20 protein-coding genes are annotated in these 24,151 nt (G+C 64.4%); 6 read left to right on the forward strand and 14 right to left on the reverse strand.

The features are described from left to right. Positions 1-9: 9 nt before the first annotated feature. A complete protein-coding gene (gene rmuC, locus KCX70_RS14610) occupies positions 10-1,485 on the reverse strand; it encodes a DNA recombination protein RmuC (RefSeq protein ID WP_212617988.1) in 1,476 nt (491 codons plus the stop codon). An 89-nt stretch (positions 1,486-1,574) separates the two neighbouring features. After that, positions 1,575-1,946: a tetratricopeptide repeat protein gene (locus tag KCX70_RS14615; protein WP_021209238.1), complete on the reverse strand. Its 372-nt coding sequence runs from the start codon at positions 1,944-1,946 to the stop codon at positions 1,575-1,577. Between the two features lie 555 nt (positions 1,947-2,501). Here KCX70_RS14615 and KCX70_RS14620 point away from each other — a divergent pair. Genes KCX70_RS14620 through KCX70_RS14630 form a run of 3 tightly spaced genes read left to right on the forward strand, consistent with a single transcriptional unit; the run spans position 2,502 to position 5,651 of the window. Beyond that, the gene (locus KCX70_RS14620; protein WP_212617989.1) at positions 2,502-5,090 is read left to right on the forward strand and encodes a YdbH domain-containing protein; all 2,589 of its coding nucleotides are present in this window, start codon (positions 2,502-2,504) and stop codon (positions 5,088-5,090) included. Positions 5,091-5,106: 16 nt separating this feature from the next. Then, a complete protein-coding gene (locus KCX70_RS14625; RefSeq protein ID WP_021209236.1) occupies positions 5,107-5,298 on the forward strand; it encodes a YnbE family lipoprotein in 192 nt (63 codons plus the stop codon). An 8-nt stretch (positions 5,299-5,306) separates the two neighbouring features. Continuing rightward, on the forward strand, positions 5,307-5,651 hold the full coding sequence (locus KCX70_RS14630) for a YdbL family protein (protein WP_021209235.1): 345 nt from the start codon (positions 5,307-5,309) through the stop codon (positions 5,649-5,651). 42 nt (positions 5,652-5,693) lie between these two features. On the opposite strand, the gene KCX70_RS14635 is transcribed toward KCX70_RS14630, so the two are convergent. From KCX70_RS14635 to KCX70_RS14680, 10 genes are all read right to left on the reverse strand, one after another. Beyond that, a complete protein-coding gene (locus tag KCX70_RS14635) occupies positions 5,694-6,920 on the reverse strand; it encodes a c-type cytochrome (protein WP_212617990.1) in 1,227 nt (408 codons plus the stop codon). Next, positions 6,917-8,683 (reverse strand): GMC family oxidoreductase, encoded by a 1,767-nt coding sequence (locus tag KCX70_RS14640; RefSeq protein ID WP_212617991.1) that lies wholly within the window; start codon positions 8,681-8,683, stop codon positions 6,917-6,919. The genes KCX70_RS14635 and KCX70_RS14640 overlap by 4 nt, the downstream gene beginning before the upstream one ends. Then, the gene (locus KCX70_RS14645) at positions 8,680-9,435 is read right to left on the reverse strand and encodes a gluconate 2-dehydrogenase subunit 3 family protein (RefSeq protein ID WP_212617992.1); all 756 of its coding nucleotides are present in this window, start codon (positions 9,433-9,435) and stop codon (positions 8,680-8,682) included. The genes KCX70_RS14640 and KCX70_RS14645 overlap by 4 nt, the downstream gene beginning before the upstream one ends. A 193-nt stretch (positions 9,436-9,628) precedes the next feature. After that, entirely contained in the window at positions 9,629-10,615 is a 987-nt protein-coding gene (locus tag KCX70_RS14650; protein ID WP_207765157.1) for a lipid A deacylase LpxR family protein, read from the reverse strand. Between the two features lie 155 nt (positions 10,616-10,770). After that, positions 10,771-12,732 carry a PhoX family protein gene (locus tag KCX70_RS14655; protein ID WP_212617993.1) on the reverse strand — a complete coding sequence of 654 codons (1,962 nt, stop codon included), beginning with the start codon at positions 12,730-12,732 and terminating at the stop codon, positions 10,771-10,773. 34 nt (positions 12,733-12,766) lie between these two features. Continuing rightward, positions 12,767-13,609 (reverse strand): energy transducer TonB, encoded by an 843-nt coding sequence (locus tag KCX70_RS14660; protein WP_212617994.1) that lies wholly within the window; start codon positions 13,607-13,609, stop codon positions 12,767-12,769. Then, complete coding sequence (gene tolR, locus KCX70_RS14665; protein ID WP_021209228.1) at positions 13,606-14,067, reverse strand: protein TolR; 462 nt, start codon at positions 14,065-14,067, stop codon at positions 13,606-13,608. The genes KCX70_RS14660 and tolR overlap by 4 nt, the downstream gene beginning before the upstream one ends. A gap of 13 nt (positions 14,068-14,080) precedes the next feature. Beyond that, positions 14,081-14,788, reverse strand: a complete 708-nt coding sequence (gene tolQ, locus KCX70_RS14670; protein WP_021209227.1) for a protein TolQ — start codon at positions 14,786-14,788, stop codon at positions 14,081-14,083. Positions 14,789-14,888: 100 nt separating this feature from the next. Next, positions 14,889-16,820 carry a phytase gene (locus KCX70_RS14675; protein WP_212617995.1) on the reverse strand — a complete coding sequence of 644 codons (1,932 nt, stop codon included), beginning with the start codon at positions 16,818-16,820 and terminating at the stop codon, positions 14,889-14,891. A 97-nt stretch (positions 16,821-16,917) separates the two neighbouring features. After that, positions 16,918-19,398 carry a TonB-dependent receptor gene (locus tag KCX70_RS14680; RefSeq protein ID WP_212617996.1) on the reverse strand — a complete coding sequence of 827 codons (2,481 nt, stop codon included), beginning with the start codon at positions 19,396-19,398 and terminating at the stop codon, positions 16,918-16,920. Between the two features lie 1,025 nt (positions 19,399-20,423). On the opposite strand from KCX70_RS14680, the gene KCX70_RS14685 reads away from it, so the two are divergent. Both KCX70_RS14685 and KCX70_RS14690 read left to right on the forward strand, forming a co-directional pair. Continuing rightward, positions 20,424-21,338, forward strand: a complete 915-nt coding sequence (locus tag KCX70_RS14685) for a GGDEF domain-containing protein (protein ID WP_212617997.1) — start codon at positions 20,424-20,426, stop codon at positions 21,336-21,338. A gap of 9 nt (positions 21,339-21,347) precedes the next feature. Then, positions 21,348-22,373, forward strand: coding sequence for an AraC family transcriptional regulator (locus KCX70_RS14690; protein WP_212617998.1), 1,026 nt, complete (start codon positions 21,348-21,350; stop codon positions 22,371-22,373). Between the two features lie 32 nt (positions 22,374-22,405). Here KCX70_RS14690 and KCX70_RS14695 read toward each other — a convergent pair whose 3' ends face one another. Next, positions 22,406-22,555, reverse strand: coding sequence for a hypothetical protein (locus tag KCX70_RS14695; protein WP_180984055.1), 150 nt, complete (start codon positions 22,553-22,555; stop codon positions 22,406-22,408). Between the two features lie 184 nt (positions 22,556-22,739). Here KCX70_RS14695 and KCX70_RS14700 point away from each other — a divergent pair, with 184 nt between their 5' ends. Next, on the forward strand, positions 22,740-22,904 hold the full coding sequence (locus tag KCX70_RS14700) for a hypothetical protein (protein ID WP_021209220.1): 165 nt from the start codon (positions 22,740-22,742) through the stop codon (positions 22,902-22,904). A gap of 99 nt (positions 22,905-23,003) precedes the next feature. Here the strand turns inward: KCX70_RS14700 and KCX70_RS14705 are convergent, their stop codons facing one another. Continuing rightward, a complete protein-coding gene (locus KCX70_RS14705; RefSeq protein WP_212617999.1) occupies positions 23,004-24,005 on the reverse strand; it encodes a 2-hydroxyacid dehydrogenase in 1,002 nt (333 codons plus the stop codon). Positions 24,006-24,151 lie beyond the last annotated feature (146 nt).

Consider the following 24,151-nt stretch of genomic DNA (forward strand, 5'->3'; position numbering starts at 1 on the left):
GGCCGGTGCTCAGTCTTCGGCTTCCTCGAGGGGCGTTTCAGCGCCGGCGCGCTCCAGCCAGTCGACCGGCAGACGCTTGCTGGCCCGCGCACCCAGCAGCTTCAGCTGCTCGGCACGGCCGACCAGATTGCCGCGCCCGTCGGTGAGCTTGTTGCGCGCACCGATATAGGCCTTGTCCAGTTGCTGCAGGCGATTGCCGATCTCGTCCAGATCCTGGATGAAAGCAGCGAACTTGTCGTACAGCGCCCCGGCGCGCTCGGCAATCTCGCGGGCGTTCTGGCTCTGGCGTTCCTGGCGCCAGAGACTGTCGATCACCCGCAGCGTGGCGAGCAGGGTGGTCGGGCTGACGATCACGATGTGCTTGCTGTAGGCCTCCTGGAACAATTCCGGATCGCCCTGCAGGGCGGCGGCGAAGGCGGCCTCGATCGGCACGAACAACAGGACGAAATCTAGGCTCTGCAAGCCTTCCAGGCGCTGGTAGTCCTTGAGCGACAAGCCTTTGAGATGGTTGCGCAAGGACAGCACGTGCTGCTTGAGCGCCAGCGCCCGGCTGGCCTCATCTTCCGCGCAGGTCAGCGCCTGATAGGCCGTGAGGCTGACCTTGGCATCGACCACCACCTGTTTGTCGCCGGGCAGCTGGATCAACACGTCGGGCTGGAAGCGCTCGCCGTCGGCGCTCTTCAGGCTGACCTGGGTGTGGTATTCGCGGCCTTTTTCCAGCCCGGCATGCTCGAGTACCCGCTCCAGCACCAGCTCGCCCCAGTTGCCCTGGGTCTTCTGGCCCTGCAGCGCACGGGTCAGATTGGTCGCCTCGTCGCCCAGCCGCTGATTGAGCTGCTGCAGCCGCTCCAACTCCCTGGCCAGCGAAAAACGCTCGCGGGCCTCGTGCTGATAGCTCTCCTCGACGCGCTTTTCGAACGCCTGAATGCGCTCCTTCAAGGGATCGAGCAGCTGCCCGAGGCGTTCCTGGCTGGCGTCGGCGAACCGCTGCTCGCGCTCTTCGAAGATCTTGCCGGCCAGCTCGGCGAACTGCGCTCGCAGTTCGTCACGGGCGCGCTGGAGGTCTTCCAGGCGCTGCTCGTGGGTTTTCTGCTGTTCGTTGAGTTCGGCACTGACGGCGGCATGGGAGGCGCTCAGCGCGCGCAGCTCGGCTTGCTGCGCGTCGCGCTCGGCCTGGAGGTCATCGAGGAGTTCGCGGGTTTCCAGCCGCTGGGTCTGCAACCATTCGGTCTCGCGGCGCAGCACCGCCGCCTCGGCCTGCAGCGCAGCACGCGAGGCCTGCAGCTCGGCGTGCTCCAGGCGACTGGTCTCCAGCTGAGCGCCGAGGCCTTCCTGAGCGAGCATCGCCTGGCTCAGGCGCTCGTCGAGCAGCGACAACTCGGCCTGTTGCCGGGACAGGCGCCCCTGCATCACAGCGGCCACCGCGGCCAGCAGCATGCAGAGCGCACCAAGCCCGGCTGATAGATAGAGGGGATCGAGGGGCATGGGTTACTCCGGCTGAATTGCCGGGCAGTATAGCCAGCGGACGCGTACCGGTCAGGCCGGACGCTCTGTCACGGCCATTCCAGGCAGGATCAGCGTAGGGTGGAAACCCGACGTTTGCCTGGCAGCCCCTGCAGTACGCGCCTTGCCTCGGCAGAGCCCTGGGCCGCAGCCTGCTCCAGCCAGTGCCGTGCCTTGGTCAGTTCGCGGTACTGGGGCTGGCAATAAAGCTGACCGAGTTCCAGTTGCGCCTGGCAGTCACCCGCACGGGCCGCTTGACGCAGCAGCTCGAAACCGATGCGCCGATCGCGCTGGCTGTCGCAGTCGGTGCACAGCAGCCGGCCGAGGCGGCTCTGCGCTTCCACCACACCTTCGCGAGCCGGCTGCTTGAGCATCCGTCCGGCGATTCGTTTGACACTCTTGGTCTGTCCTAGACGCTGGCTGTCCAGCAGCCACAACGCCATGCGCAGAGGCAGGCGCGGAGTAGAAGTGCTATCGACGGAAGTCGATGCGAGAGGACGCGTTCTCATGATCACCGAGAGCTTCGGGGGACAAGGGCGCGCACTCTACTCCTTTTTTCACAGAGTTAAAGTCTTGAAAAATTCAAAAAAAAGCGAACTGACTCACACAAATATTTAATCCACAGAACCTGTGGATAAGTCGGTGGAAAACAGGGTTACAAATTTCCCCAGCGCCTATCACTACTGGCTTTCCGTTAAACTGGCGGTTTTTTCACCAAAGAAAAATTTCTTTATTTTTCAGTGAGTTATTATCGATCTATGGCGCAAGAGGCTTTGTGTCTGTTTGTCAGAAGCGCTTGACAAGGCGCTCCGACGAATGTGTACAAGTCTGGCGCGGGGATTGCGCAAAGGCCGCAAACGCCAGTGTTCAAGCGGTTTGGGAGACTCTCGCGGGAACCTTTTGCGTGACCGTTGGTCGCTGCTGTCCGACATGGTCTCGGGGTTCGCCAATGGCCATCGGCGGCTTATGCTGCAACCCCGGACAAGACGGAACCCACCATGACCCGGCTGCGGCAAACCCTGCTGTTTACAGCGCTTGGCGTGCTTCTGACGTGCCTGCTGCTCGCGTTCTACGCAGCCCTTCGCTGGGATGCCTTCAAGGACGAACAGGGTATCGTCGCGTTCGATATCGATGGCCTGCATTTATCGACGGACGGCATCGCGCTGCGACAATTTGTCCTGAAGCAGGAACGCGCCGACGGCGAACGCCTAGCACTGGTCGTCGATGACCTCAGGCTGCGCCTCGACAGCTGGTGGCACCCCCTGCCGCTGGGCGCCGTGCGGGTGGCACGGGCAAGCGTCGAATGGCAGCCGGCGAACCAGACCGGACCGGCAGATGGCGGCACACCGAGCCTGCCCGACCGACAGCAATTGCAACGCTGGGCGGGCTGGATCCCCCGCGACGGCCGTATCGACAGTCTGACTCTCGACCTGCCCTGCGCCAGCGGCAGGTGCAGCGAAACGGGCCAGGTCAGTTGGCAGCACGGTGGCGAAGCGATCTTTCCGGCCGAACTGCACCTCGATCTGCTGCATGGCGAGCATCGCTTGCAACTGGCCGCCGACGTGCACGAGCAAGGCGCAGACACCCATATCGACCTGCACGTGCTGCTCGACGGAGAACCGCGCCTGAGCGTGCTGAACCAGTTCACGCCTGGCACCGGGCTGACGCGCTGGCGCGGCGCGCTGAGCCTCAGCGAACTGCCCGAAGCACCCTGGCTGCTGGACTGGCTGGCCGATTGGTTGGCCTACACCCCACCGGCACTGCCCGAGTTGCCCGAACAGATGCGCATCGGCGGAGGCTGGACCCTGGATATCGACACGGCGGCGTTTCTTGACGATTTCAGCGTGCAAGAGGGCGAGTTGCGAATCTCGGCAAACCTGCCCGCGCCCTGGCCGGTGGTGGGTATCGGCCAGGTGCAGGGTCGATTGGACCTCGGCGCGCGCATCGAGACTGGCATATGGATCCCCACGGAACTGGCGGCTGATCTGAGCCTGCGTCCAAGCGCCGTACGGGTCGCGGACCTCCCGGAGCCACTGCGGCCCAGCGCCGTCAGCCTGAAAATCGCTCCTGTCACAGCGGACGGCGCCTCGCCAGCGTTGCCGCTGACCCTGCAACTCGAGGCCAGCGGGCCCTCGCCGTTCTCGCTGAACAGCCGCGTCCTGGTCGAAACCAGCGCTCCCTACCTGACCACATTCAGCGATACCCGGCTGAACCTGCACAGCCCGACGCTCAGCGGGCCGGGGTTTTCCATGCAGGGCCTCGAAGCGAAGCTGCGCCTTGACGGAACGCTGTCTCAGCAGGCCGCAGCCATCCGGTTCGACAAGGGCTCACGGATCACGGCCGACGGCATGACCGTCGCGGCCGAGGCGACGGCCAGCGAGCTGCAGGCGGAGCTGGCCGGGACGGCAATGGAGTTGAGTTTTGCTGACGGCCGGCTCGAGCACTTCGCCGCCAAGGGCAAGCCCACGCTGACGATCGCTGAACTGAAGCATCCGGCGTTGCGCCCGCAAGCCTGGCGCTGGAGCGGCACCTTCGCGGCGCAGCCATCACGCGTGGTGCTCGACGGCCCGCTGAGCAACGATGCCGGGCTGACCCTGCCTATGGCGCTGAACTACGACCTCGCCACTGGCACGGCCCGCCTCGATGCCGCCCTTCCCGAGCTGTTCCTGCGCGCCGGCAACCCGCTGGCGGCGACACTTGCCGACTGGCCTCGCGTGCTGGAACTGAACAACGGCCGGCTGCAGGGCAAGGCGCACATCGAGGTCCCGGCCAGCGGGCCGCTCGCCGCGTCGGCGTCGCTTACCGCCAAAGGTGTCGGCGGCATCTACGATCGCACCGAACTGAGCGGGCTGGACGCCACCTTGTCGCTCATCCTGCAGCGTGATCAATTGCGGCTCGACGTCAAGGAACTGACCGTGCGGGAGGTCAATCCAGGTTTTACCTTCGGCCCGCTGCACGTGATTGGCGAATACGTCGGCCCGCTGGATGAGCTGGCCCGGGGTCGGTTGGCCTGGCGCGAGGCCGAGGTGCGCCTGCTGGGCGGGCGGCTCTGGCTGGACCCCGGCGCCGTCGATCTGGCTGCCGCGTCGCAACGGTTGGACGCGCACCTGCGTGGCCTGCAGCTGCCCTTGCTGCTCGAGGCCTACCCGACCGAGGGGCTGTCCGGAACCGGGGTGATCGACGGTGAATTGCAGCTCCAGCGCAGTGACGCCGGTATCAGTATCGAAAAGGGTTCGCTCAAGGCACGTGAGCCGGGAGGCGCGTTGCAGTTCCGCTCGGCAAAGATCCAGGCATTGGGCCAGGCCAACCCGGCCATGCGTCTGGTGACCGAAGCCCTGGACGACTTCCACTACGCGCTGCTCGCAAGTGACGTGCACTACTCGGCCGATGGCAAGCTCGACCTGGGCCTGCGGCTGCAAGGTCGCAACCCGGCACTGGAAGGCGGCCGGCCGATCAACTTTTCGATCAATCTGCAAGAAGACATTCCAGCCCTGCTGACCAGCCTGCAGTTATCCGACCGCGTCAGCGAAACCATTCAGCGACGCGTGCAGGAACGGCTCAGATCAGGCACTGTAACCGGACCGTGAACAGGAGAATCCCGCCATGCGGTTGCGCCATTCAATCTGCCTCCTGGCGCTGGCTCTGCTAGCCAGCGCTTGCACCCCTCGAGTGGAACTGGCCGTGCCCAACGAGCCGATCAATATCAACCTCAACGTCAAGATCGAGCACGAGATCTACATCAAGGTCGACAAGCAGCTCGATTCCATCATCAACGAAGACAGCGGACTCTTCTGAGGACTCTCATGAAAAGCTATCTGAAACTCGGCACCCTGCTCATGGCGCTGTGCCTGGCCCTGCCGGCCGCGGCCATGTCGCTCAACGAAGCCATGGCCGCGCTTGGCCAGGCCAAAGCCAGCGGCCAGCTCGGCGAGAAGCCCGACGGCTACCTGGGCGTGGTACAGGGCGGCGGTCAGGCCGAAGAGATCGCCAGCCAGATCAACCAGGCCCGGCGGGCTGAATACCATCGCCTGGCGCAGAAGAACGGCATCAGCGTCAGCGACGTCGAAGCCATCGCCGGCAAGAAAGCCATCGAAAAGACCCCGTCCGGCCAGGTCATCCAGCTGAACGGTACCTGGGTCAAGAAGTAAGCAAGCACAGCGGGGTGCGCGCGCACCCCGCCTCTGCTCCCTCTAGGGCGTCAGCTCCTCCCGCAAGGCCTTGACGTCGTCCGCCGAAACAGGCGCCGCGGCGTTGCCCCAACTGTTGCGCACGTAGGTCAGCACATCGGCGATGTGCTGATCGGACATGTTCCAGGCGAACGATGGCATGGCCGGCGCCGTCGGTGCCGCGTCGGTCCCCACCGCGCGGCTACCGGCCAACACCACCCTGATGAGCGACGTCGCATCACGACTGTTGACCAGCGGCGCCTGCGCCAGCCTGGGGAACAGATTGGTGATGCCTTCTCCGTCCGGCGTATGGCAGGCCGAGCATTGATCCTCGTAGATCAGCGCCCCAGTGCGCATACGGGCATCGTCTGCCGGGCGCGGCTCGGGCGCACTCTGCTCGTCGTCACCAAGGCTCTTGAGGTAGGTCGCAACGGCCGCCAGGTCCTCGTCCTTCCAATGCTGGGTGGAGTGTTCCACCGCTTCGGCCATCGGTCCGGACGCCATGTCGAAGCGGTTGGCGCCGGTCTTGAGATAGCGAACGATTTCCGCCTCGCTCCAGCGGCCGATACCGGTATGGCTGTTGGCGGTGATATCCGGTGCCATCCAGCTCTGCAGGTTGCTGCCGGCGAGGAACTCGTCGTCCTTGTCGCCGCCGATCAGGTTCTTCGGCGTGTGGCAGCTGCCGCAGTGCCCCAGCCCCTGCACCAAGTACGCGCCTCGGTTCCACTCAGCCGACCGCTCCGGGTCCGGCTGGTATTCGCCCTCCTCGAAGACCAGCCAGTTCCATGCGATCAGGCTGGTGCGGATGTTGAACGGGAACGGCAGCTGGTTGGTCTCGACCTCGTGCCGGACAGGGTCCAGGGAGTTGAGGTACGCCCAGAGCGCGCGATTATCCTCACGCGTCACCTTGGTGTAGGCGGTATAGGGCATCGCCGCGTAGAGCCGCTTGCCGCCGCGGGCGTGGCCGTTGGACATGGTGTTCTGGAAATCCTCGAACGACCAGCGACCGATGCCGGTGTCCGCATCCGGGGTGATGTTGGCGCCCAGTACCGTGCCGAATGGCGTATCGATCGCCACGCCTCCGGCAAAGGCCGGCTCGCCGGGCAGCGTGTGGCAGGCCGTGCAGTCGCCGAGCACCGCCAGGTAACGACCACGTGCCACCAGGTCGTAGGAGTCACTGCCATCGGCAGCCTGCGCCAAGCCGGCGGCGAGGCCGAGCATCCCGACGCATAGAGCGGGAAGAGTCTTCATATGGCGATCATCTCCCCGGGGTTTTTCAGATAGAGCCGGCGAATGGCGTCGGCCGCCTTGAAGGCCAGCGCGCCCACCGTCCCGGTCGGGTTGTAGCCGGGGTTCTGCGGGAAGGCACTGGCACCCACGACGAACAGGTTCGGCACGTCCCAGACCTGCAGATGCTTGTTGACCGAACTGGTGGACGGATCGGCACCCATCACGAAGCCGCCGACCACATGCGAAGACTGATACGGCCCGCTGTTCCAGTGCCCGTCCTGGTAGGTCTTGACGATGTGCCGAGGATTCATCGGCGCGGCGATCTCGGCCAGCTTGTCGATGGAAAAGCGCGACATCTTGCGATCGTTCTCGGAGAAATCGAAGGTGATGCGCAGCAGCGGCCGGCCGTGCGGGTCGGTATAGGTCGGATCGAGCGACAGGTAGTTGGTACGGGTGGTGTAGCTGCTCGCCTCGCAACCGATGGACATGGTGCTGAGGTAGTTATCCACCGTGGCCTGCTTCCATTTCGAGCCCCAGCGCGGAGTGCCCGGAGGCACCGGTCGCGTACCGATCGGCGAAGCGCCGACTGGCGTCACCCGGATGCTGCCGCCGCCAAGGAACCCCAGCCCCGAGTGGTCGAAATTGTCGTTATTGAACTCGTCGATGCCCATGCCCACCGCACCGGCGCCGATGAAGGGATTGAAGTTCTTGTCGTCGAAAAACAGCTGCACGCTGTTGGCGGTCTGGTAGGCGTAGTTGCGCCCGGTGGTACCGGTATTGCTCACCGGATCGTAGGGCTTGCCGACGCCGGACAGCAGCATCAGCCGAACATTCTCGAAGGTGAAGGCACTGACCACCACCAGCTCCGCCGGTTGCTCGTACTGGTTGCCCGAGGTATCGGCATAGACCACACCGGTTGCGCGCTTGCCGGTCGAATCCAGCGTCACGCGCAGCACTTCGGCGTGGGTCACCGCGGTGAAGTTGGGCTTGCGCATCAGCGCCGGCAGCACATTGACGATGGCGCTGGCCTTGGAATAGTTGGCGCAACCGAAGTTGGTACAGAAGCCGCAGAAGGTGCAGGGTCCCATGGTGACCCCGAGCGGGTTGGTGTAGGCCTGGGATGCCAGCGAGGATGGCACCGGAAACGGTTGGTAGCCCAGTTCGCGCACGGTCTCGGCGAACAGCGTCGGGCCATAGGGCTGCGCCAGCGGTGGCGTCGGGTATTCGATCGAGCGACTGCCCTCGAAGGGATTGCCGCCCGGCTGGATTTCGCCGTTGAGATTGCCGGCCTTGCCCGAGGTACCGGCCAGACGCTCGAAGGCGGTGTAATGCGGCTCCATCTCGGCCCAGTCGGTGCCCCAGTCCTGCAGCACCAGCTCATCCGGGATGGCATCGGCACCATAGCGTTCGGTCAGGTGACTCTTGAGGCGGAATTCCTCGGGCTGGAAGCGAAACGTGATGCCGGCCCAGTGGTTGCCCGCCCCGCCGACGCCGTTACCCGGGTGGAACGAACCCCACTCGCGCATCGGCAGCGCCGTTTGCGACGGGGTGTTGCGCACCGTCACGGCATTCTGCATGGGCCGCAGCATCAGTTCCTGACGGCGCAAGTAACGTAGCTCGTCGGTCACCGAGGCGATGTTGAAATCCCGCGCGGTGTCGCGCCAGGGGCCGCGCTCCAGGGCAATGACGTCGAGCCCTTCGTCGGCCAGTTCGTTGGCGATGATCGACCCCACCCAGCCCAGCCCGATCACTACCACGTCTGTTGCAGGAAGCTTCTTTATCATTTCGACTCCCTCGCGTTCCAGGATTCCCCGCCGACGATCGACAGCGGCACCAGGTCCAGCTTCTGGTTATGCAATTCGATGTAGCGCCGGTAGTCGTAGCGCGCGCCAGGAAAGCCGATCATCTTCCAGGACACCATGTCGCGGTTGCCGCCATAGATCGGGTCGCCGAAAAAGCCTTCCATCGTGTTGCCCAGCACCTGCTCGAAGAACAGCTTTGAATCCATCCCATCGAGGTCGATGCCGCCCTTTTCGAGTTCGGCGAGCAGCGCGTCCTGCTGTTCGGCGTTCAGGCCGCTAAAGGACTGCTGATGGCGCGACTGGCAGAGTTTTTCCAGCCCCACCAGCCCGTGGCGGATGCGCTCGCGCGGGGTGAACGGAGACTGATCGCCCTGCTCCGGCGTGCCCTGGCGAAACGGGCCCTGCATGTACCAACGGCTGGCCTCGCCGTAGCTACTGGCGAGCTGGCGATCCATGAACACCACACAGCCCGCCTCGCTGCCGCTGATGCTGAGGTCGTCGGCGGGAATCAGGCGGTCGACGATAGCCGTCACTTCGCGCACCTCGGGCTCGGTGAAAAACCGCCACCCCGGCGAGTCGTAATGCATGGGGCCGTTGTGATCGAAGGGTTGCCAGGGCGGGATACCGGTCAGGGTGGTCGCCTTGGCGGTTGCCGCGACGCCTGCGGCAAGGCCGGTCATAGAGGAGAAGATCAGCTGACGACGCGTCAGGCCACGGGCAGGGTTGTCATTCATGTGGGCTCCCTTGAGGTGATGTACAGACCGAACTGGCCATGCACTCAATCCCGGCGGGGCGAACGGGCAAGCGGAGCACCGCAAATCCCGTTCGTTTCGCCTGGGTATTCAAAGGGACCGTCGAAGGAAACATTTTGTTTCATCCGCGCCCGCAGGCAGATGCTCTAAATCGCGGGTCCTGCTCGACGGTGCGTCAAAACCAGGTCGACACCGTCAGCGAGCCGAACTGGTCGTGCTTGTCCTGACCGTTGAATTCACGGGTGCGCCAGACGCTGGCAAACGCCACTTGCCAACTGTTCCAGGTCAGTGCGATACCCGCCTTGGCGTCGCCGACCCACTCGTTCGGGTCCACCGAATGGCTGCTCTTGAAGGTATTGCCCTCGAGCAGCATGTTCTGCGCCATGTAGCGCCCTTCGACATTGGCGAACAGGTTCCAGGCGAACCCGCCGCCCTGGTCGAAAAACATGCTGCCGCTCTGCGCAGGCGCCACCGCGGGAATACTGAAACTGCGCGCCAGGCCCTGGCCGATGCGCAGCCCCAGCCCGGCAGAACCGTAGGTATAGAGATTGCCCAGCGAAAAGCCGGCGCTCGGCCCGTACTCGAACTCCAGGCCGGCAAAACGCTGCTGCAACCACCAGCGATGCTGGTACGCGAGGTTGACGAACGGCTCGTTGCGCAGCTGGTTGTCCCAACCGCGCGGCTCGTCACTGTTGGTGGCTTCATGGACCCGGCGCTGGATTTTCTTGCCACCCGCGGCGGGCCCGACGATCCCTACATCCAGATGCAAACCGCTGGCACCGCGCCAGCCCTCGTGCTGGTGATCGGAAAAGATCGACAGCCCGGCGAACAGCAGCCCGGCATAGGGGCGATCGTCTTCGATCAGCTCGGCCCGCTCGATGTCGTTCGGCGTATATATCTGATGACCCAGCCGGTAAGCGACATTGTCCACCTCGTCGGCGCTCCAGCCCGGCAGCACATCGGCAAAGCGGCGCGACCAGTGATCGGCATCGGGCTTGAATGAGCGCATCAGTTCGAAGCCATTGGTGTAATGGCCATCGCTGCCGGTAGAGATGATGTCGTTTTCGATTTTCAGGGAATACAGGTCAGCTTGGCTGACTGCCGGAACACAAGCGACGAGTACGGCGAGGGAAACGCGAGCATGCACGCGCGAGATTGCCATGGCCCAGCTCCTTGGTTACATGCAATAGGAAATGTATGCATGTTTTAGAGCGCAGCGCGCGGCCAAACGTTCACAGTCTCGCTGCAGCTACAGACCAAGGTGTCAGCGGGCCGGCCCCGATATGGAGCCTAGCCCACCGAATCGACCGCTGCCGCTCAGGTGCCGATCACGCCACCGTCGTCCTTGGTGATCAGGATCGTGGAAGCGCGCGGGCGCGTCTTGCCGTCACTGGCCGGGAAGCTCAGCTCCGGGTGCTGCACGTTGATCCACATGGCGCGGTAGTCCGGACTCCAGGTGATGCCGGTGATTTCGCAGCCGCGCGGGCCGACCAGAAAGCGCCTGACCTCGCGTGTGCGCGGGTCGGCACAGAGCAGCTGGTTGGTGCCCATGGCCTGCATCGCGGCCTCTTCGTCGCCGTAGTCAGTCTCGATCCACAAGCGGCCGGCTTCGTCGAACGCCAAGCCATCCGGCGAGGAAAAGATATCGCCATTGATGGTGCCGGTTAGGTTGGCCGGCACCGGCTGGCCGCTGGCGTCCTTGGCGCCGGGCCGCTCGCCGGCCAGCAGGAAGATCTCCCAGGTGAAGGCCGTGGCGGTCGGGTCGGCGCCCTCCTCGTTCCAGCGCAGGATCTGCCCGTGCAGGTTGTTAGGCCGTGGGTTGGCCTTGTCGGTCGGCTGCTTCACGCCGCGGCCGTCATTGTTGGTGAGGGTCACGTAGACCTCACGGCTGCGCGGATGCACCGCGACCCACTCCGGGCGGTCCATCGGCGTCGCACCCGCCTGGTCGGCAGCGGCCCGTGCGTTGAGCAGCACCTCGGCCTGATCGGCAAAGCCATTCTCGACGGTTAGCCCGTTCTGGCCGTGCACCAGCGCCAGCCATTCACCGCTGCCGTCGGCATTGAAGCGCGCCACGTACAGCGTGCCGCTGTCGAGCAGCTGACGGTTGGCCTGGTCGGCACCCGGCACGTAACGGCCGGCGGGGACGAACTTGTAGACGTATTCGCCCTTGGTGTCGTCGCCGGAATAGAACGCCATGCGGCCGTCCTCGCCCAGCGACAGCATCGAACATTCGCGGCAATAGCGACCGAAAGCGGTGCGCTTGACCGGTTTGCTCTGCGGGTCGAACGGGTCGACCTCGACCACCCAACCGAAGCGGTTCGGCTCGTTCACGAAGCCGCCGTGGGGTTGCGACGAATCCGGCGTGGCGTTGAAGCGCGGGTCGGCCGTTTCCCAACCGTAGAGTTTGCTCAGGCCTTCGCCGGCAATGCCGTAGCGCTTGTGCGATACGCGCTTGGCCAGGTCGGCCGCGTCGTGGTTGACGAAGTAGTTGTGCCAGTTCTCTTCACACATGAGGTAGGTGCCCCAGGGGGTGAAGCCGCTGGAACAGTTGTTGACCGTACCGATGATCTCGCGCCCGCTCGGGTCCGCGACGGTCTTCAGCGCATCGTTGCCGGCCAGCGGGCCGCCGACCGCCATGGGCGTCAGCGTGGAGAGGCGGCGGTTGTAGCGCGACGGCATGACCCGCTGCCATTGGCCCTGCGCATCCTTTTTCACCTCGATGATGCTCAGGCCGTGGGCCGCCTGCTCCTTGCGCACTTCACCCAGCGGGCGCTTGCCGTCGGTGAACGTCATGCCGTTGGGGTGCAGCGGTGGGTTGACGTACTCGTGGTTGATCACCAGCAGGCCGTGGCTGTCAGGCGCGTCGGGGAACGGGAAGAAGTGCATGCCGTCGTGGTTGTCGCCGGCCTGTTTGAGTTGCGCCTGCCAATCGTCGCTGGCGTCCGGGTTCCATTCTGGCGCGTCGGCCAGCACGGCATCGCCCCAGGAGAAGAAGGTTCGCGCGCGGTAGCCGGGCGCGACCTGCACGCTGTCGAATCCGGGTTCGAGCTGGATGGGAATCCCGGTGAAACCGATCAGCGAATCCGATTGCCCGGCGCTGCGGCAGGCGCCCAGGCTGCCGCCGAGAAAGCCCAGCGCGGCAAGACCCATGCCGCCCTTGAGCAGGTTGCGTCGGCTGCGATCGACCAGCTGCCCGAGCGAAGTATTCGAACTCGGGTTGATGGCCTGATCGTCGAGGGCTGAAAGGTTGGCGTGAAAGCTCTGGAAGTCTTGTTTCATCGATGGCTCGTCTGGCAAATGGATCTGCTGCGCATCACTGGATGCGGTAATGAAAGGTGTTCTTCACTTCGGGAACGGTCACGGCGCGACCGTCGACGATGCGGGGCTGATAGCGAAAGCTTTTGGCGGCAGTCAGCGATGGCCGGATGAACAGCGGATGGCAATCATCCAGCGCCTTCGGATTCTCGATCCGCCCCTGTGGGTTGACCGAGTAACTCACGGTGCAGGCGCCTTCGATGCCCTTGTCCAGCGCACGCTGCGGATAGTCCGGCGCGTCCTTGGCGATCGGCAGGTACTGGCGGCTGGCAGCCGCGGCGGCTTCGGCCTGTCGCGCCCGTTCGGCGGCGGCCGCTTCGGCCTGCGCAGCCTGTTCACGCTGGCGTGCCTCACGGGCCAGTTGTTCGCGGCGCTCGGCTTCGAGCCGTTCCTGCCGCTCACGCTCGCGCCTCTGCTCGCGTTGGCGTTCGCGCTGCTGTTCGCGTAGACGTTGCTGCTCCAGGCGCTCCGCTTCCTCGCGTTTCTTCTCCTCGGCCCGCTTGAAGGCCAGCTCGGCCTGTTCGAGCCGATGCTGTTCGATTCGCGGATCCACCTGCGGTTCCTCAAGGACCGGCTCGACAGCCGCCTCGACTGGCTCGGGCACAGGCTCGGGCTCGGCGGGCGCCTCGACCACCGGCTGTGGCGCCGGCAGGCTGACCAGCTGGGTCTTGAGCACTTGCGTGGGGCTGGGTGCGGTCAGCTCCGGTGTCCAGCCGTGCAGCAGCAGGCCGAACACCGCGGCATGCAGCGCGACCGTCACCGTCACGGCGCTGGCATGGCTGCGCCATTGCGGCCGGGCCATGGGGAAGCTGTTGGGCAGTGGCATGCTCAAACTGCTCATGGCGCGGGCTGCCCGGGCGGCGCCTCGGTGATCAGGCCGAGATTGACCACCCCGCCGCGCTGCAATTCAGCGATGCCGGCCACCACGCGGCCATAGTCAGCGGCATCGTCGGCGCGCACGTAGACCTGGGTGTCGCCGCGTTCGGCGATGATCGCCGCGACCTTCTCGCGCATCTCCTCGAGGTCGATGGCGCTGTCGGTCTGGTCCTCGGCGTTCAGCTCGTTGCCCAGGTTCCAGTAGAAGCCGCCATCGGCCTTGACCGAGAGCGTGAGAATCTGCCGCTCGTTCTCGGTGGGCATAGCCTCGGCGGCCACCTTGGGCAGTTCGATCTTCACGCCCTGCACCAGCATCGGCGCGGTGACCATGAAGATCACCAGCAGCACCAGCATCACGTCGATGTAGGGCACCACGTTCATTTCGGCCTTGGGACCATGTTTGCGCTGCGGTTTGACCAGCATGGCGAGGCTCCTGTCAGGCGGCTGCGGCGATGCTGGGCGAACCGGCATGCAGGCGGCGATGCAAGCGCGCCTGCAGTTCGTTGGCGAAGCTGTAGTAGCGCGCGCCGAGCGTCTGGCCACGGGCGGAGAACCGGTTGTAGGCCATCACCGCCGGGATCGCCGCGAACAGGCCGATGGCCGTGGCGATCAGCGCTTCGGCGATCCCCGGCGCGACGGTCGACAGCGTCGCCTGCTGCACCATGGACAGGCCGAGGAAGGAATTCATGATTCCCCAGACGGTGCCGAACAGGCCGATATAGGGGCTGACCGAACCGACCGTGGCAAGAAATTGCAGACCGCTTTCGAGTTGCTCTTCCTGCTCGGCGATGGCCACGTACAGGCTGCGCTCGACACCTTCGATCACCGCATCCGGGGCGATGCCGGGCTGGCGCTGGAGCTGGCTGAATTCCTGGAAACCGGCGAGGAAGATGCGCTGCAAAGCGGCTTCGCGGGGAAGCGACTGCTCGTTGCCCTCGCGATAGAGCTGGGTCAGTTCGCCGCCACTGCGAAAGCGCTGCAGAAAACTTTTCAACAGCCGTTCGCTGCGGCGCAGCGCGGCACCGCGCTGGATGATCAGGTACCAGCTGGCGAGGGACGCCAGCACCAGCGTCGTCATCACCAGTTGCACGACCAGGCTGGCTTCACTGACCAAACCCCAGACCGACATATGTTCACTTTGCATCTGTGTTCCTCCGGCCGTCCCATGCAACGGCGCTCATTGGATTGCATTGGGGTTACGCTTCGATGACAGCGCAGCGCAACCCCGGTTGGTTCACGCCGGCTCAGTCCAGCCCCAGCGCTTCTGCGACCGCCGCCCAGGGCACGTACTTGTAGTTCTGCGCACCTTCGGGCATGCGCTTGCGGCCGTCCTGCACCACCAGCATGCCGCGGTTCCAGAGGCCGCCGAGGTTGGCCGAGGTGACTTCCAGGCCATCGGTCTCCGAAGCGCCGTCGATGCCCCGCTCGGCATTCAGGCCAACCCGGAAGGCACCGCGCACGTCGTAGGGCGCCTGCGCATCGAGCACCAGATAGCTGTCGTTGCCCTGGCTGGAAATCACCAGGTAATCGGCGTTCTTACCCTGGTACAGCGCCAGGCCTTCGATGTCGTCATGCAGGGGGCCGCCGACGCCGATGACCTTTTCCAGCGTCGTCGCCGCATCGCTGCGCAGATCCAGCGTCCATACCGCCGCATCTTCCTCGCCGACAAACAGCCGCTGGTTGCGGTCATCAGCGACGCAGCCTTCAGGCTGGCTGCTCAATTTGAACTCGCGCACCTGCTCGCCACGCGGCGAACCGCTCGCACCATCGAGGCGGTACTGCTGGAAGGTGCCGTCCTTGTCATTGGCGATGGCATGAATGGCGCCCTGGCGGTCCTTGAACAGACACAGTCCGTAGATTTCATTGAACGGCGTTGCGATCTCGCCGATGCCGCTGACCTGGCCGCTGCGCGGGTCGATGGCGAACAGGTGCAGGCTGTTGTGATCGCGATTGCTCGCCACGGCCAGATCGACCCGCTTGCCGCCGAGGGCGAAGCCGGAGCGCACGTCGACGTTGTTCAGACGCCCCACCGGCAGGTACTGCAGTTGCTTGCCCGTCAGGTCGTAAACAGCCAGCCCGCCCTTCTTGTCGGTGCCCAGGACACGGCTGCGTGCAGGGTCGGCCGGGTTGACCCAGATCGCCGGATCGTCCGCCGCATCGCCCAGGTGCGGCACCGGATCGGTCTGCACCATCGCAGGCAGCATCGGAATCACCGGCGTTGCGGCCGGCGCCTGGGGCTGCCAGTCCAGCTGCGCGCGATGCATGCCACGCTCATCAGTCAGCAACAGATCGAGGCCGGCCGGCGTGACGCGGGCACTGACCTGCTCCGGTTCGTCGAAGCCATCCAGTGCGATCACCTCATGGCTGCGCCAGTCATCGCCGTCACGCTGATACAGGTGCAGCGCACCCGCTTCCGGGTCCAGCGCCAGTAACCCGCCCGGCACCAGAGCCATCCCGGCAGCGGCTTCGGCGATACCGCCGAACGGCTGCACGATGTCCACCGGATGGCGCAGCAACGGCGCTTCGGCGTCTGCGGGGTAACGCCAGAGGCCGACGTTTTCTTCGTTCACGACCAGCTCGTCGGTCTGATCATCCACCTGGCAGTAGCTGCTCTCCGGTGGCAGGCTCAGACCACGCACGCGCTGTGGCGCAGCCAGCAGCTTCTGCCCCGCCGCTACCAGCCATTGCTCGCCAATGCCTTGCGCACCGACCAGAAACACGTAGCCGTTGCGCGCGGCGTCGCGGTACAGACACAGCCCTTCGATGGCGAAGTTTGTCTTCGGGACATACAGCGGCTGGCTCCAGCGTTGCTGGCGGTCCAGCCCGAGCAGCACGGCCTGCTGACGCTTGCGGTCCAGAGTGGCGATCAGCAATCCCTGCTCGCTGGCGCGGTGATCCAGCCCGTCGAAGCGACCTTGGAAACTGCTGAGTACCGCGCCCTTTGCATCCAGCATCTGCAAGCCACGCGAATCCGGGCGCACAAGCAGCTGCGAGGCGCCCGGCCAGAATCCGTCATTGCCGATCAGCTGGGCGCTTTCGGCTTCCAGCGGGGCGGCGCTCGTCATGCTCAGGGTCGCTGCGGTCTGCTCCGCAGGCGGCTGGGCAGTTCCGGACTGACAGCCTGCCAACGCAACGCAGAGGCTCAGCCACAAAGGTTTGTACGAAATTACGTCCATGGTTTTTCCAATCAGCAGCCGCTGACCGACACCGTTCCGAAGGGGAACGGAACGGCATCGGGGCGGCGTAAGGGTCGAAGTCGATAAAGGCGCCAGGTCAGAAATGCGTCAGGGTCAGGCCGAGCTTGTAGGTCGGGCCGTACTCTTCGTACTGGGCGTTGTAGTGGCTGCGCCCGGTGTAGACAAAGTAGGACTCGTCAGTGAGGTTCAGCGCCTCGAGCGTCACCTGCAGGTTCGGCGTGATGAAGTAGCCCGCCTTGAAGTCCAGGAACAGCTGCTCGTCGGCGTACAGGTCGTGGGCTTCGTCGTCGATGCCAGCGACTTCGGCCAGGTATTCGGACTTGTAGTTGGCCGCCAGACGCATGTTGAAGACGTCGTTCTCCCAGCCGACCATCAGGTTGCCGACGGTATCGGAGTGGTTCGGCAGGTCGATGCTGCGGCTGCTGCCCTGCCCTTCGATGTCCGCGTCGGACTTGCTGAAGGTGGCGTTGGCGCCCAACAGCACGCCGTTCCAGGGCGCCGGCAACCAGTCGAGCTTCTGCGAATAGGACAGCTCGAGGCCGTAGAGCTTGGCGCTGCTGCCGTTCTCGAAGCTCAACGCTTCGTCATAGGCCGCCCACTCGCCCGTGCCGGCGAGGTCGGTGTTGTAGATGAAGTTGTCGATGTCCTTGTAGAACAGGTACGCCGCCACGGCGCCGGCACGGCCCATGTAATGCTCGATGCCGAGGTCGTAGTTCACCGACTCGAGCGGCTTGAGGTCGGGGTTGCCGAACTCCGCTTCGTCGCCGTCGATGACGAAACCGGGCGCCAGCTGCTCGAACGTCGGGCGTACCACGGTGTTGGTCCACGCAGCCCGGATGAAGGTATCGGACGTCAGCTCATAACGGGCGTGCAACCCCGGCAGCCAGTGGTCATAGCGGTTGTTGCTGGAAACGGATTCGAATTCGCCGTCCCGAACGCCGGTACCCTTGGCGTTGAGTTCGGTGCCTTCGTAACGCAGGCCGGCGATGATGCGCCACTTGTCCACATCCACAGTGTTCATGAAGTAGGCGGCGTTGATGTCCTCGCTCATATCAAAGTCACCGATGCGCGACTCTTCTTCGTCGCGAAATTCGCTCGCGTCCTGGCCACCGATCAGACCTTCAAGGGCGCCAGCACTGATGCCCGGGCCAAAGCGGCCGAGGCCGTAGTCGACAGTGCCGTGCCGGAAGTCGGCCAGGGTCAGATCATCGAAATCATCGTAGGCCCAGACATCGACGTCGTTGGTCTTGTCGCGCCGGCTGAGCTTGCCGCCGAACTTGAATTGAGAGGCGTAGCCCTGGATGTCGTAGTCGCGGGCCAGGTCCAGACGGATGTTCTTTTCCTTGTCGCGGGCATCGCTCTCTTCCCACTCCACCTCGTCCAGCTCGAAGCTGGCGGGATCGTAAAAGGACGGATCGGCCGTCAGCCGCGGTTTGGTCGTACTGGAAAAACCGACATCGGCGAAGTCGCCTTCGAAGGTGGCGCTGGAAATGCCGCCCGGGTTGCGCTCACGCGCCTCGCTGTAGCCGACCTGCCCGCTGAGCGTCCACATCCCCATCATCCGCTCGCCGCCGAAGACGTAGGACTGAATGGTCTGGGTTTCCTCGCGCGACTTCAGCTCGCGCCAGCCCTCGGCATCGCCCAGCTCGCCGGCCAGCTGCGCGTCTTCGAACTCGACGCCGGCCGCATTGCGGGTTTCGGTGTCCTTGAAGCGGCTGTAGAGGGTGCGCAGGTAGTAGCCGCTGACGTCATCGGGCTGGTAGTCGAAGTTGAGGCCGAACCCGGCGCGCTCACGGGTGATCTCGTAGTCGCGCTGCTCGAACTCCTCCAGCCGGGCGCCGTCCTCGAAATCCCACTTGCCGCCGGTTTCGACGTTGTCGGAGCCGAAGTCGCGTTCCTGCCAGCTCAGGGCGGCGGCGACACCGAAGTTGTCCACGCCATCACCGAGACTGAAGCGGTTGCTGACCGCACCGGAGAACTTCGGGCTGGTCTTGCCGACGTTCTCGTCGTAGCTGCCTTCGGTGCTGAGGCTGTAGAACAGGCCGTCGTGGTCGAAGGCGGACAGGCTCTCTACCTCGATGGTGCCGCCGAGGGAGTTGGCGTCCATGTCCGGGGTCAGCGTCTTGACCACTGAGAGCGACTGCACCAGTTCGGAGGGCAGCACGTCCAGCGCCACGGCGCGACGGCCGCTTTCCGGCGAGGGCACCAGGGTGCCGTTGATGGTGACGCTGTTCAGGTCCGGCGCGATGCCGCGCACGCTGACGAAGCGGCCCTCACCCTGGTCGCGTTCGACCGAGAGCCCCGGGATGCGCTGCAAGGCCTCGGCGGCGTTGTCGTCCGGTAGCTGGCCGATGCCGTCGGCGTGGACCACGCTCTTTACGCTGTCGGAGTTGCGTTGTTCCTTCAATGCCTCGTCGATGCTGGCGGCCTGGCCGATCACTTCGACGTGTTCCAGGACAAGCGGCTCCTCGGCCCAGGCCGAACCGGCGCTGACGGCCAGGGCCAGCAGGCTGATGCGGAATCCTGCATGACGGATGCCGCTGCGGTATGTGCTCATGAACAATCCCCCGAACGCTGATTACCGGGTCCATCCCGGAACTGGAGCGGACGGTAGGGTCGGGATATGGCGGTTCTGTGACACAGGGCGGTGCAGGGGCGCCAGCGAGCGCTGATTAGGGTGGTTTTTGGGGGGAGTTGAGCTGATATGACCTGGTTTGGTGGCCGCTGGGTGGGGTCTATGTGAGGTAGCGGTTCGTGCCGCTGCTCGTTTTCGCGCGGTTCTGGACGCTGGTTTCGCCCTGCTGGGCGACTCACTTTTTCCAGACGCGGAAAAAGTAAGCAAAAACGCTTGCCCCTGCATCCGGCCCTGCGCTTCGCTTCGGGTTCGTTCGCTCCATCGTTGCTTCAGGGGTCGGCTTACAAGGGCCATCCCTGGCCCTTTAAGCCTCTCGCCGCATCCATGCGGCTCAACCCCTTACGCAACGATTCCGCTCACCCTTCTGATGGGGCCTTCGGTGTCGTCTGTTGGTCTGTTGGTCTGGAGAGATCAAAAGCCTCGGCATTATTGGGTGGGTTTCACAACGTAGGATGGGCGAAGCCCATCGCAAAAGCTTGATGGGTTGCACCCATCCTACGAGACGCGGGTTGCTTTGCTTCTTTACTGACAAGCGAACCATCAGACACAGCCGGACGCCCCATCAGGAGGCCGAATGGAATCGCTGCGTAGAGGGGCGAGCGGCATGGATGCCGCAAGAGCCGTGAAGGGCCATGGATGGCCCTTGCGCGGCGACCCTCGGAGCAGCGATGGAATGAGGGAAGTCGAGCGCAGCGAGACCCGGATGCAGGGGCAAGACCTTTTGGTTCCTTTTGGGGCGACTGCCAAAAGGGACTCGCCCAGCAGGGCGAAACCAAGCTCTCAGCCCACTCACCAATAAGCCTAACGCTGAACCTAAGCAGCGCCGCCTTTGAATCTATCCCTAAAAAACCCTGAGCCAATTCAACCCCCACCTCAGTCATCCAACCGTCACATTCATCTGTTTCCGTGCCCTCACACACTGGCGCGCGCCTCGCCACGGAGACCCGATGAAATCCCTGCTCAAGCTCCACACCCTCACCCTGCTCGGCCTCGCCTTCGTCGCCAACCTCGGCCTGCAGGTCTACCTGGCCACCGGCCAGATCAAGCCCTGGGCCGAGATCAACTGGACGGATGTCGCCGGCGAAGGCGGCTCAGCCGTGCTCGCGCTGGCCTGGCTGATCATGCTGCTGCACAGCCGCCCGGCCGGTCGGGTGACCCGGCTACTCGCGCTGGGGCTGGCGTGCGTGTTCTTTTCCTGGTGGATGGACACGCTGGACGAATTCATCAAGCTGCCGGAACTGGCGATCTGGGACAACTGGCTGGAGACCGCACCGATGCCCGTCGGCCTGGTGCTGTTGACCCTCGGCATCTACCACCTCAATCAGGAGCAACGCGCCATCAGCCAGCAGATGAGCAAACGTGAGAAAGGCTTTCGCGAGCACCGCCTGTTCGACAAGCTCACCCCCTTGGGCGCCGCCGAATACCTGCGCCAGCAGGTGCAGCAGGCGCTCGGTCACGCCCAGGCGGAACAGCAACCGCTATCGCTGGTGGTCGTGGACCTGGATGATTTCAGCGCCATCAACCAGCGCTACGGCCAGGCCGAGGGTGACGCCATCTTGCAGGCCATGGCGCAACTGCTGCTACTCAACCTGCGCCGTCAGGACCTGCTCTGCCGTCTGGCCGGGGATCGCTTCGTCGCGGTATTGCCCAACACCGGCGAGACCCAGGCCCGCTTGATTGCGGCCGAATTGCAGCACGCCGTGGCCAGCCTGGCGCACAAGACAGCGCAGCACGGCGAACGGGTCCAACTGCGGGCCAGCACCGGCACCGTGATGGCCTTCGACGAGGATGCCGAGCAGTTGCTCAAGCGCCTCAACCTGAACCTGGCCAAGACCAAGCAGCAGCTGCCGCGCTGCGCCTGAGGAACGGCCATGACTACAGGCTACGATTGCGACACGCGCTTCATCCCCGCACACCATCAGCCAGCCGTGCTGATCGACCTGGCGCTGTCACGCGGGATCGACAGCCACCAGCTGCTGCGTAGCAGCGGGCTGTTCTATGAAGACGTCGTCAGCGGGCAGGCGCGGATCAGCCCCCTTCAATTTCTGACCCTGATTGGAAACGCGCAACGCTTGCTCGGCGCCGAAGACAGCAGCTTCCTGTTCGGCCAGCGTTTGCTGCCCGGCCACTACGGCGAGGCCAGCCACGCACTGACCCACGCCTGCACGCTGCATCAGGCGCTGGAACAGCTGCAGCAATTTCGCGCCCTGCTCAGCCCGCTACTGACGCCCCGCCTGCTGCTCGACGGGCAGCAGGCATACCTGTACTGGACCGACAGCTGTGGCGCAGGCGACCAGCAGCGCTTTCTCACCGAGGCCAGCCTGACCGCCGTGGTCGCGATGAGCAGACGGCTATCCGGCGAGCGACTGCCGTGGCGCTTTTACCTTGCCTATCCGCAACCGCGATATGTCGAGCAATATTGGGTGCATCTGGGCGAGCAGCTGACCTTCGCCAGTCAGATGACCATGATGAGTCTGCCGCTGGAATATCTGCACAAGCCTTGGCCCGGCGCTTCCGCTATCGCCGGACAGGTTGCGCAGCAGGCGAGTTGCGCACAGCTGGAAAGCCTTGGCTGGCCTGGCAGCTTTATCGATCAGCTGTACGACCATCTGTACGCGAATATTCGGGAGCCACTGAACCTGGAACGTGTCGCCAGTGCCTTCGAGATGAGCCCCGCGTCGCTCAAGCGCAAGCTGCACAAACACGGCACCGGCTTCCAGGACCAGCTCGATCAGGTCCGCAAGCATGTGGCGCTGTATCTCTACCAGATGAAGGGCTACAGCAACGAGGAGGTCGCCGGCTACCTACGCTTCAACGACACCACCAATTTCCGCCGCTCGTTCAAGCGCTGGACGGGCCTCGCGCCGAGCGCCCTGCGCCAGTTGCTCGACAGCTGACGCAGGCTGGAGCTGGACGTCGCCGAGGCGGGCTACTGCACGGTCCGCCTGGCCGGAACAGGCGCGGCTTCGCGCGTGGTCGGTCGATCGCTCAGGGTGGAGAACGCTTGGCGCAGCAGCAAAGCGGCAACACCGGCCAGGGCCAGAAATGCGATGAGCACCGGTATGGCATGTTCGTTCATTGCGCTGATTCCACTGATGAGAAGGCTTTGCCGTGATGGCCTTCTGATACTAGCACTATGCAGAGCGCAGCAATAGCGCACCGGCACCGTCCGATGGACCGTAACGCGAGCGGATGCGAGACAAATCGCCTCGTGGCGGGTCTTACCCAACAACCGACCGACTCAGCCACTCGTGGGAGGCCCTATGCAGCGGGACTACACCAGGCAATACCACCATTTGCGCACACACATTGATCGCATGCTCGGCAACGGCGCGGTGATCGAGGAACGGAGACCGCTCACCATCCGCCGCGGTGATCAGCTGTTCCGCGTTGCGTGCGGAATGCTGATCGCCGAGCTGGCCCGCTGAAACACGGCTCGAGAAAACCGCTGGCCCGGGCTCCGCAGACAGGGAATGCCCTAACCGCCGCCCGGACGACCCGTAGCGTCCCGATCGAGCGGGCGCGGCTCATGCCAGCCGGTCGGCTGAAATCCGATGCAGGGTTCCGCTGCCCTGCTCGAACGCGCTGATGTTGGCCAGTGTGGTTTCCGCGATATGGCTCATCGCCTCGCGGGTGAAGAACGCCTGGTGGCCGGTAATCAACACGTTGGGAAAGGTCGTCAGGCGCATGAACAGATCGTCAGCGATCACGCGCTGCGACAGGTCCTGAAAGAACAGCTGCTCTTCCTCCTCGTAGACGTCCAGCCCCAGCCGGCCGATCTTCCCGTGTTTCAGCGCGTCGATGACCGCCCTGGTGTCGACCACCCGCCCACGTCCCGTATTGATCAGCACGACACCATCCTTCATCCGCGCAATGGCCTGCGCGTCGATCAAATGATGGGTTTGCGGGGTCAGCGGGCAGTGCAGCGAGATGATGTCCGCTTCGGCCAGCAGCTTTTCCAGTGGCACGTAATGCACGAACGCCTTGGCATTCGGGTCGGGCGCAGGATCGCTGGCCAGCACCCTGCAACCGAAGCCGTGCATGATGTCGGCGAAAATCAGCCCGATCTTCCCGATGCCGACCACACCGACGGTCTTGCCGTACAGATCGAACCCAAGCAGCCCGTCGAGCGAGAAGTTGCCCTCACGCACCCGGTTGTAGGCGCGATAGGTCATGCGGTTGAGGCTCAGCAGCAGGGCCACCGCATGCTCCGCCACGGCATGCGGCGAATAAGCCGGGACCCTCGCCACGGTGATGCCGAGCCGTTCGGCTTCGGCCAGGTCGACGTTGTTGAAACCGGCGCAGCGCAACGCGATCAGCTCGGTGCCGCCGTTGTGCAGCTGCCGCAGCACCTCCTGATCGAGCCGGTCATTGACGAACGCGCAGACACCCCTGAAGCCAGCGGCCAGCGCTGCGGTTTCCGCCGTCAGCGGTGGTTCGAAGTAGACCAGCTCGTGCCGAGAAGCCTCATTTGCCTGATCGAGAAAAAGGCGATCGTAGGCTTTGCTGCTGAATACCGCGACGCGCATGGCCACCTCCTGCGAAAAGGTCTTCGGGCGGCGCTGGCTGGCCGCATCATTGCTCGTGCTGGCTCCGCAAACGCTGGCACGGCCGGAACATCAGGTCAGTCCGTCGAAGGACAGCGCTGAATTGGCCTCGTGCTGACGCTACGGAC

This window comes from Stutzerimonas stutzeri (assembly GCF_018138085.1).
Lineage (GTDB): Bacteria > Pseudomonadota > Gammaproteobacteria > Pseudomonadales > Pseudomonadaceae > Stutzerimonas > Stutzerimonas stutzeri_AI.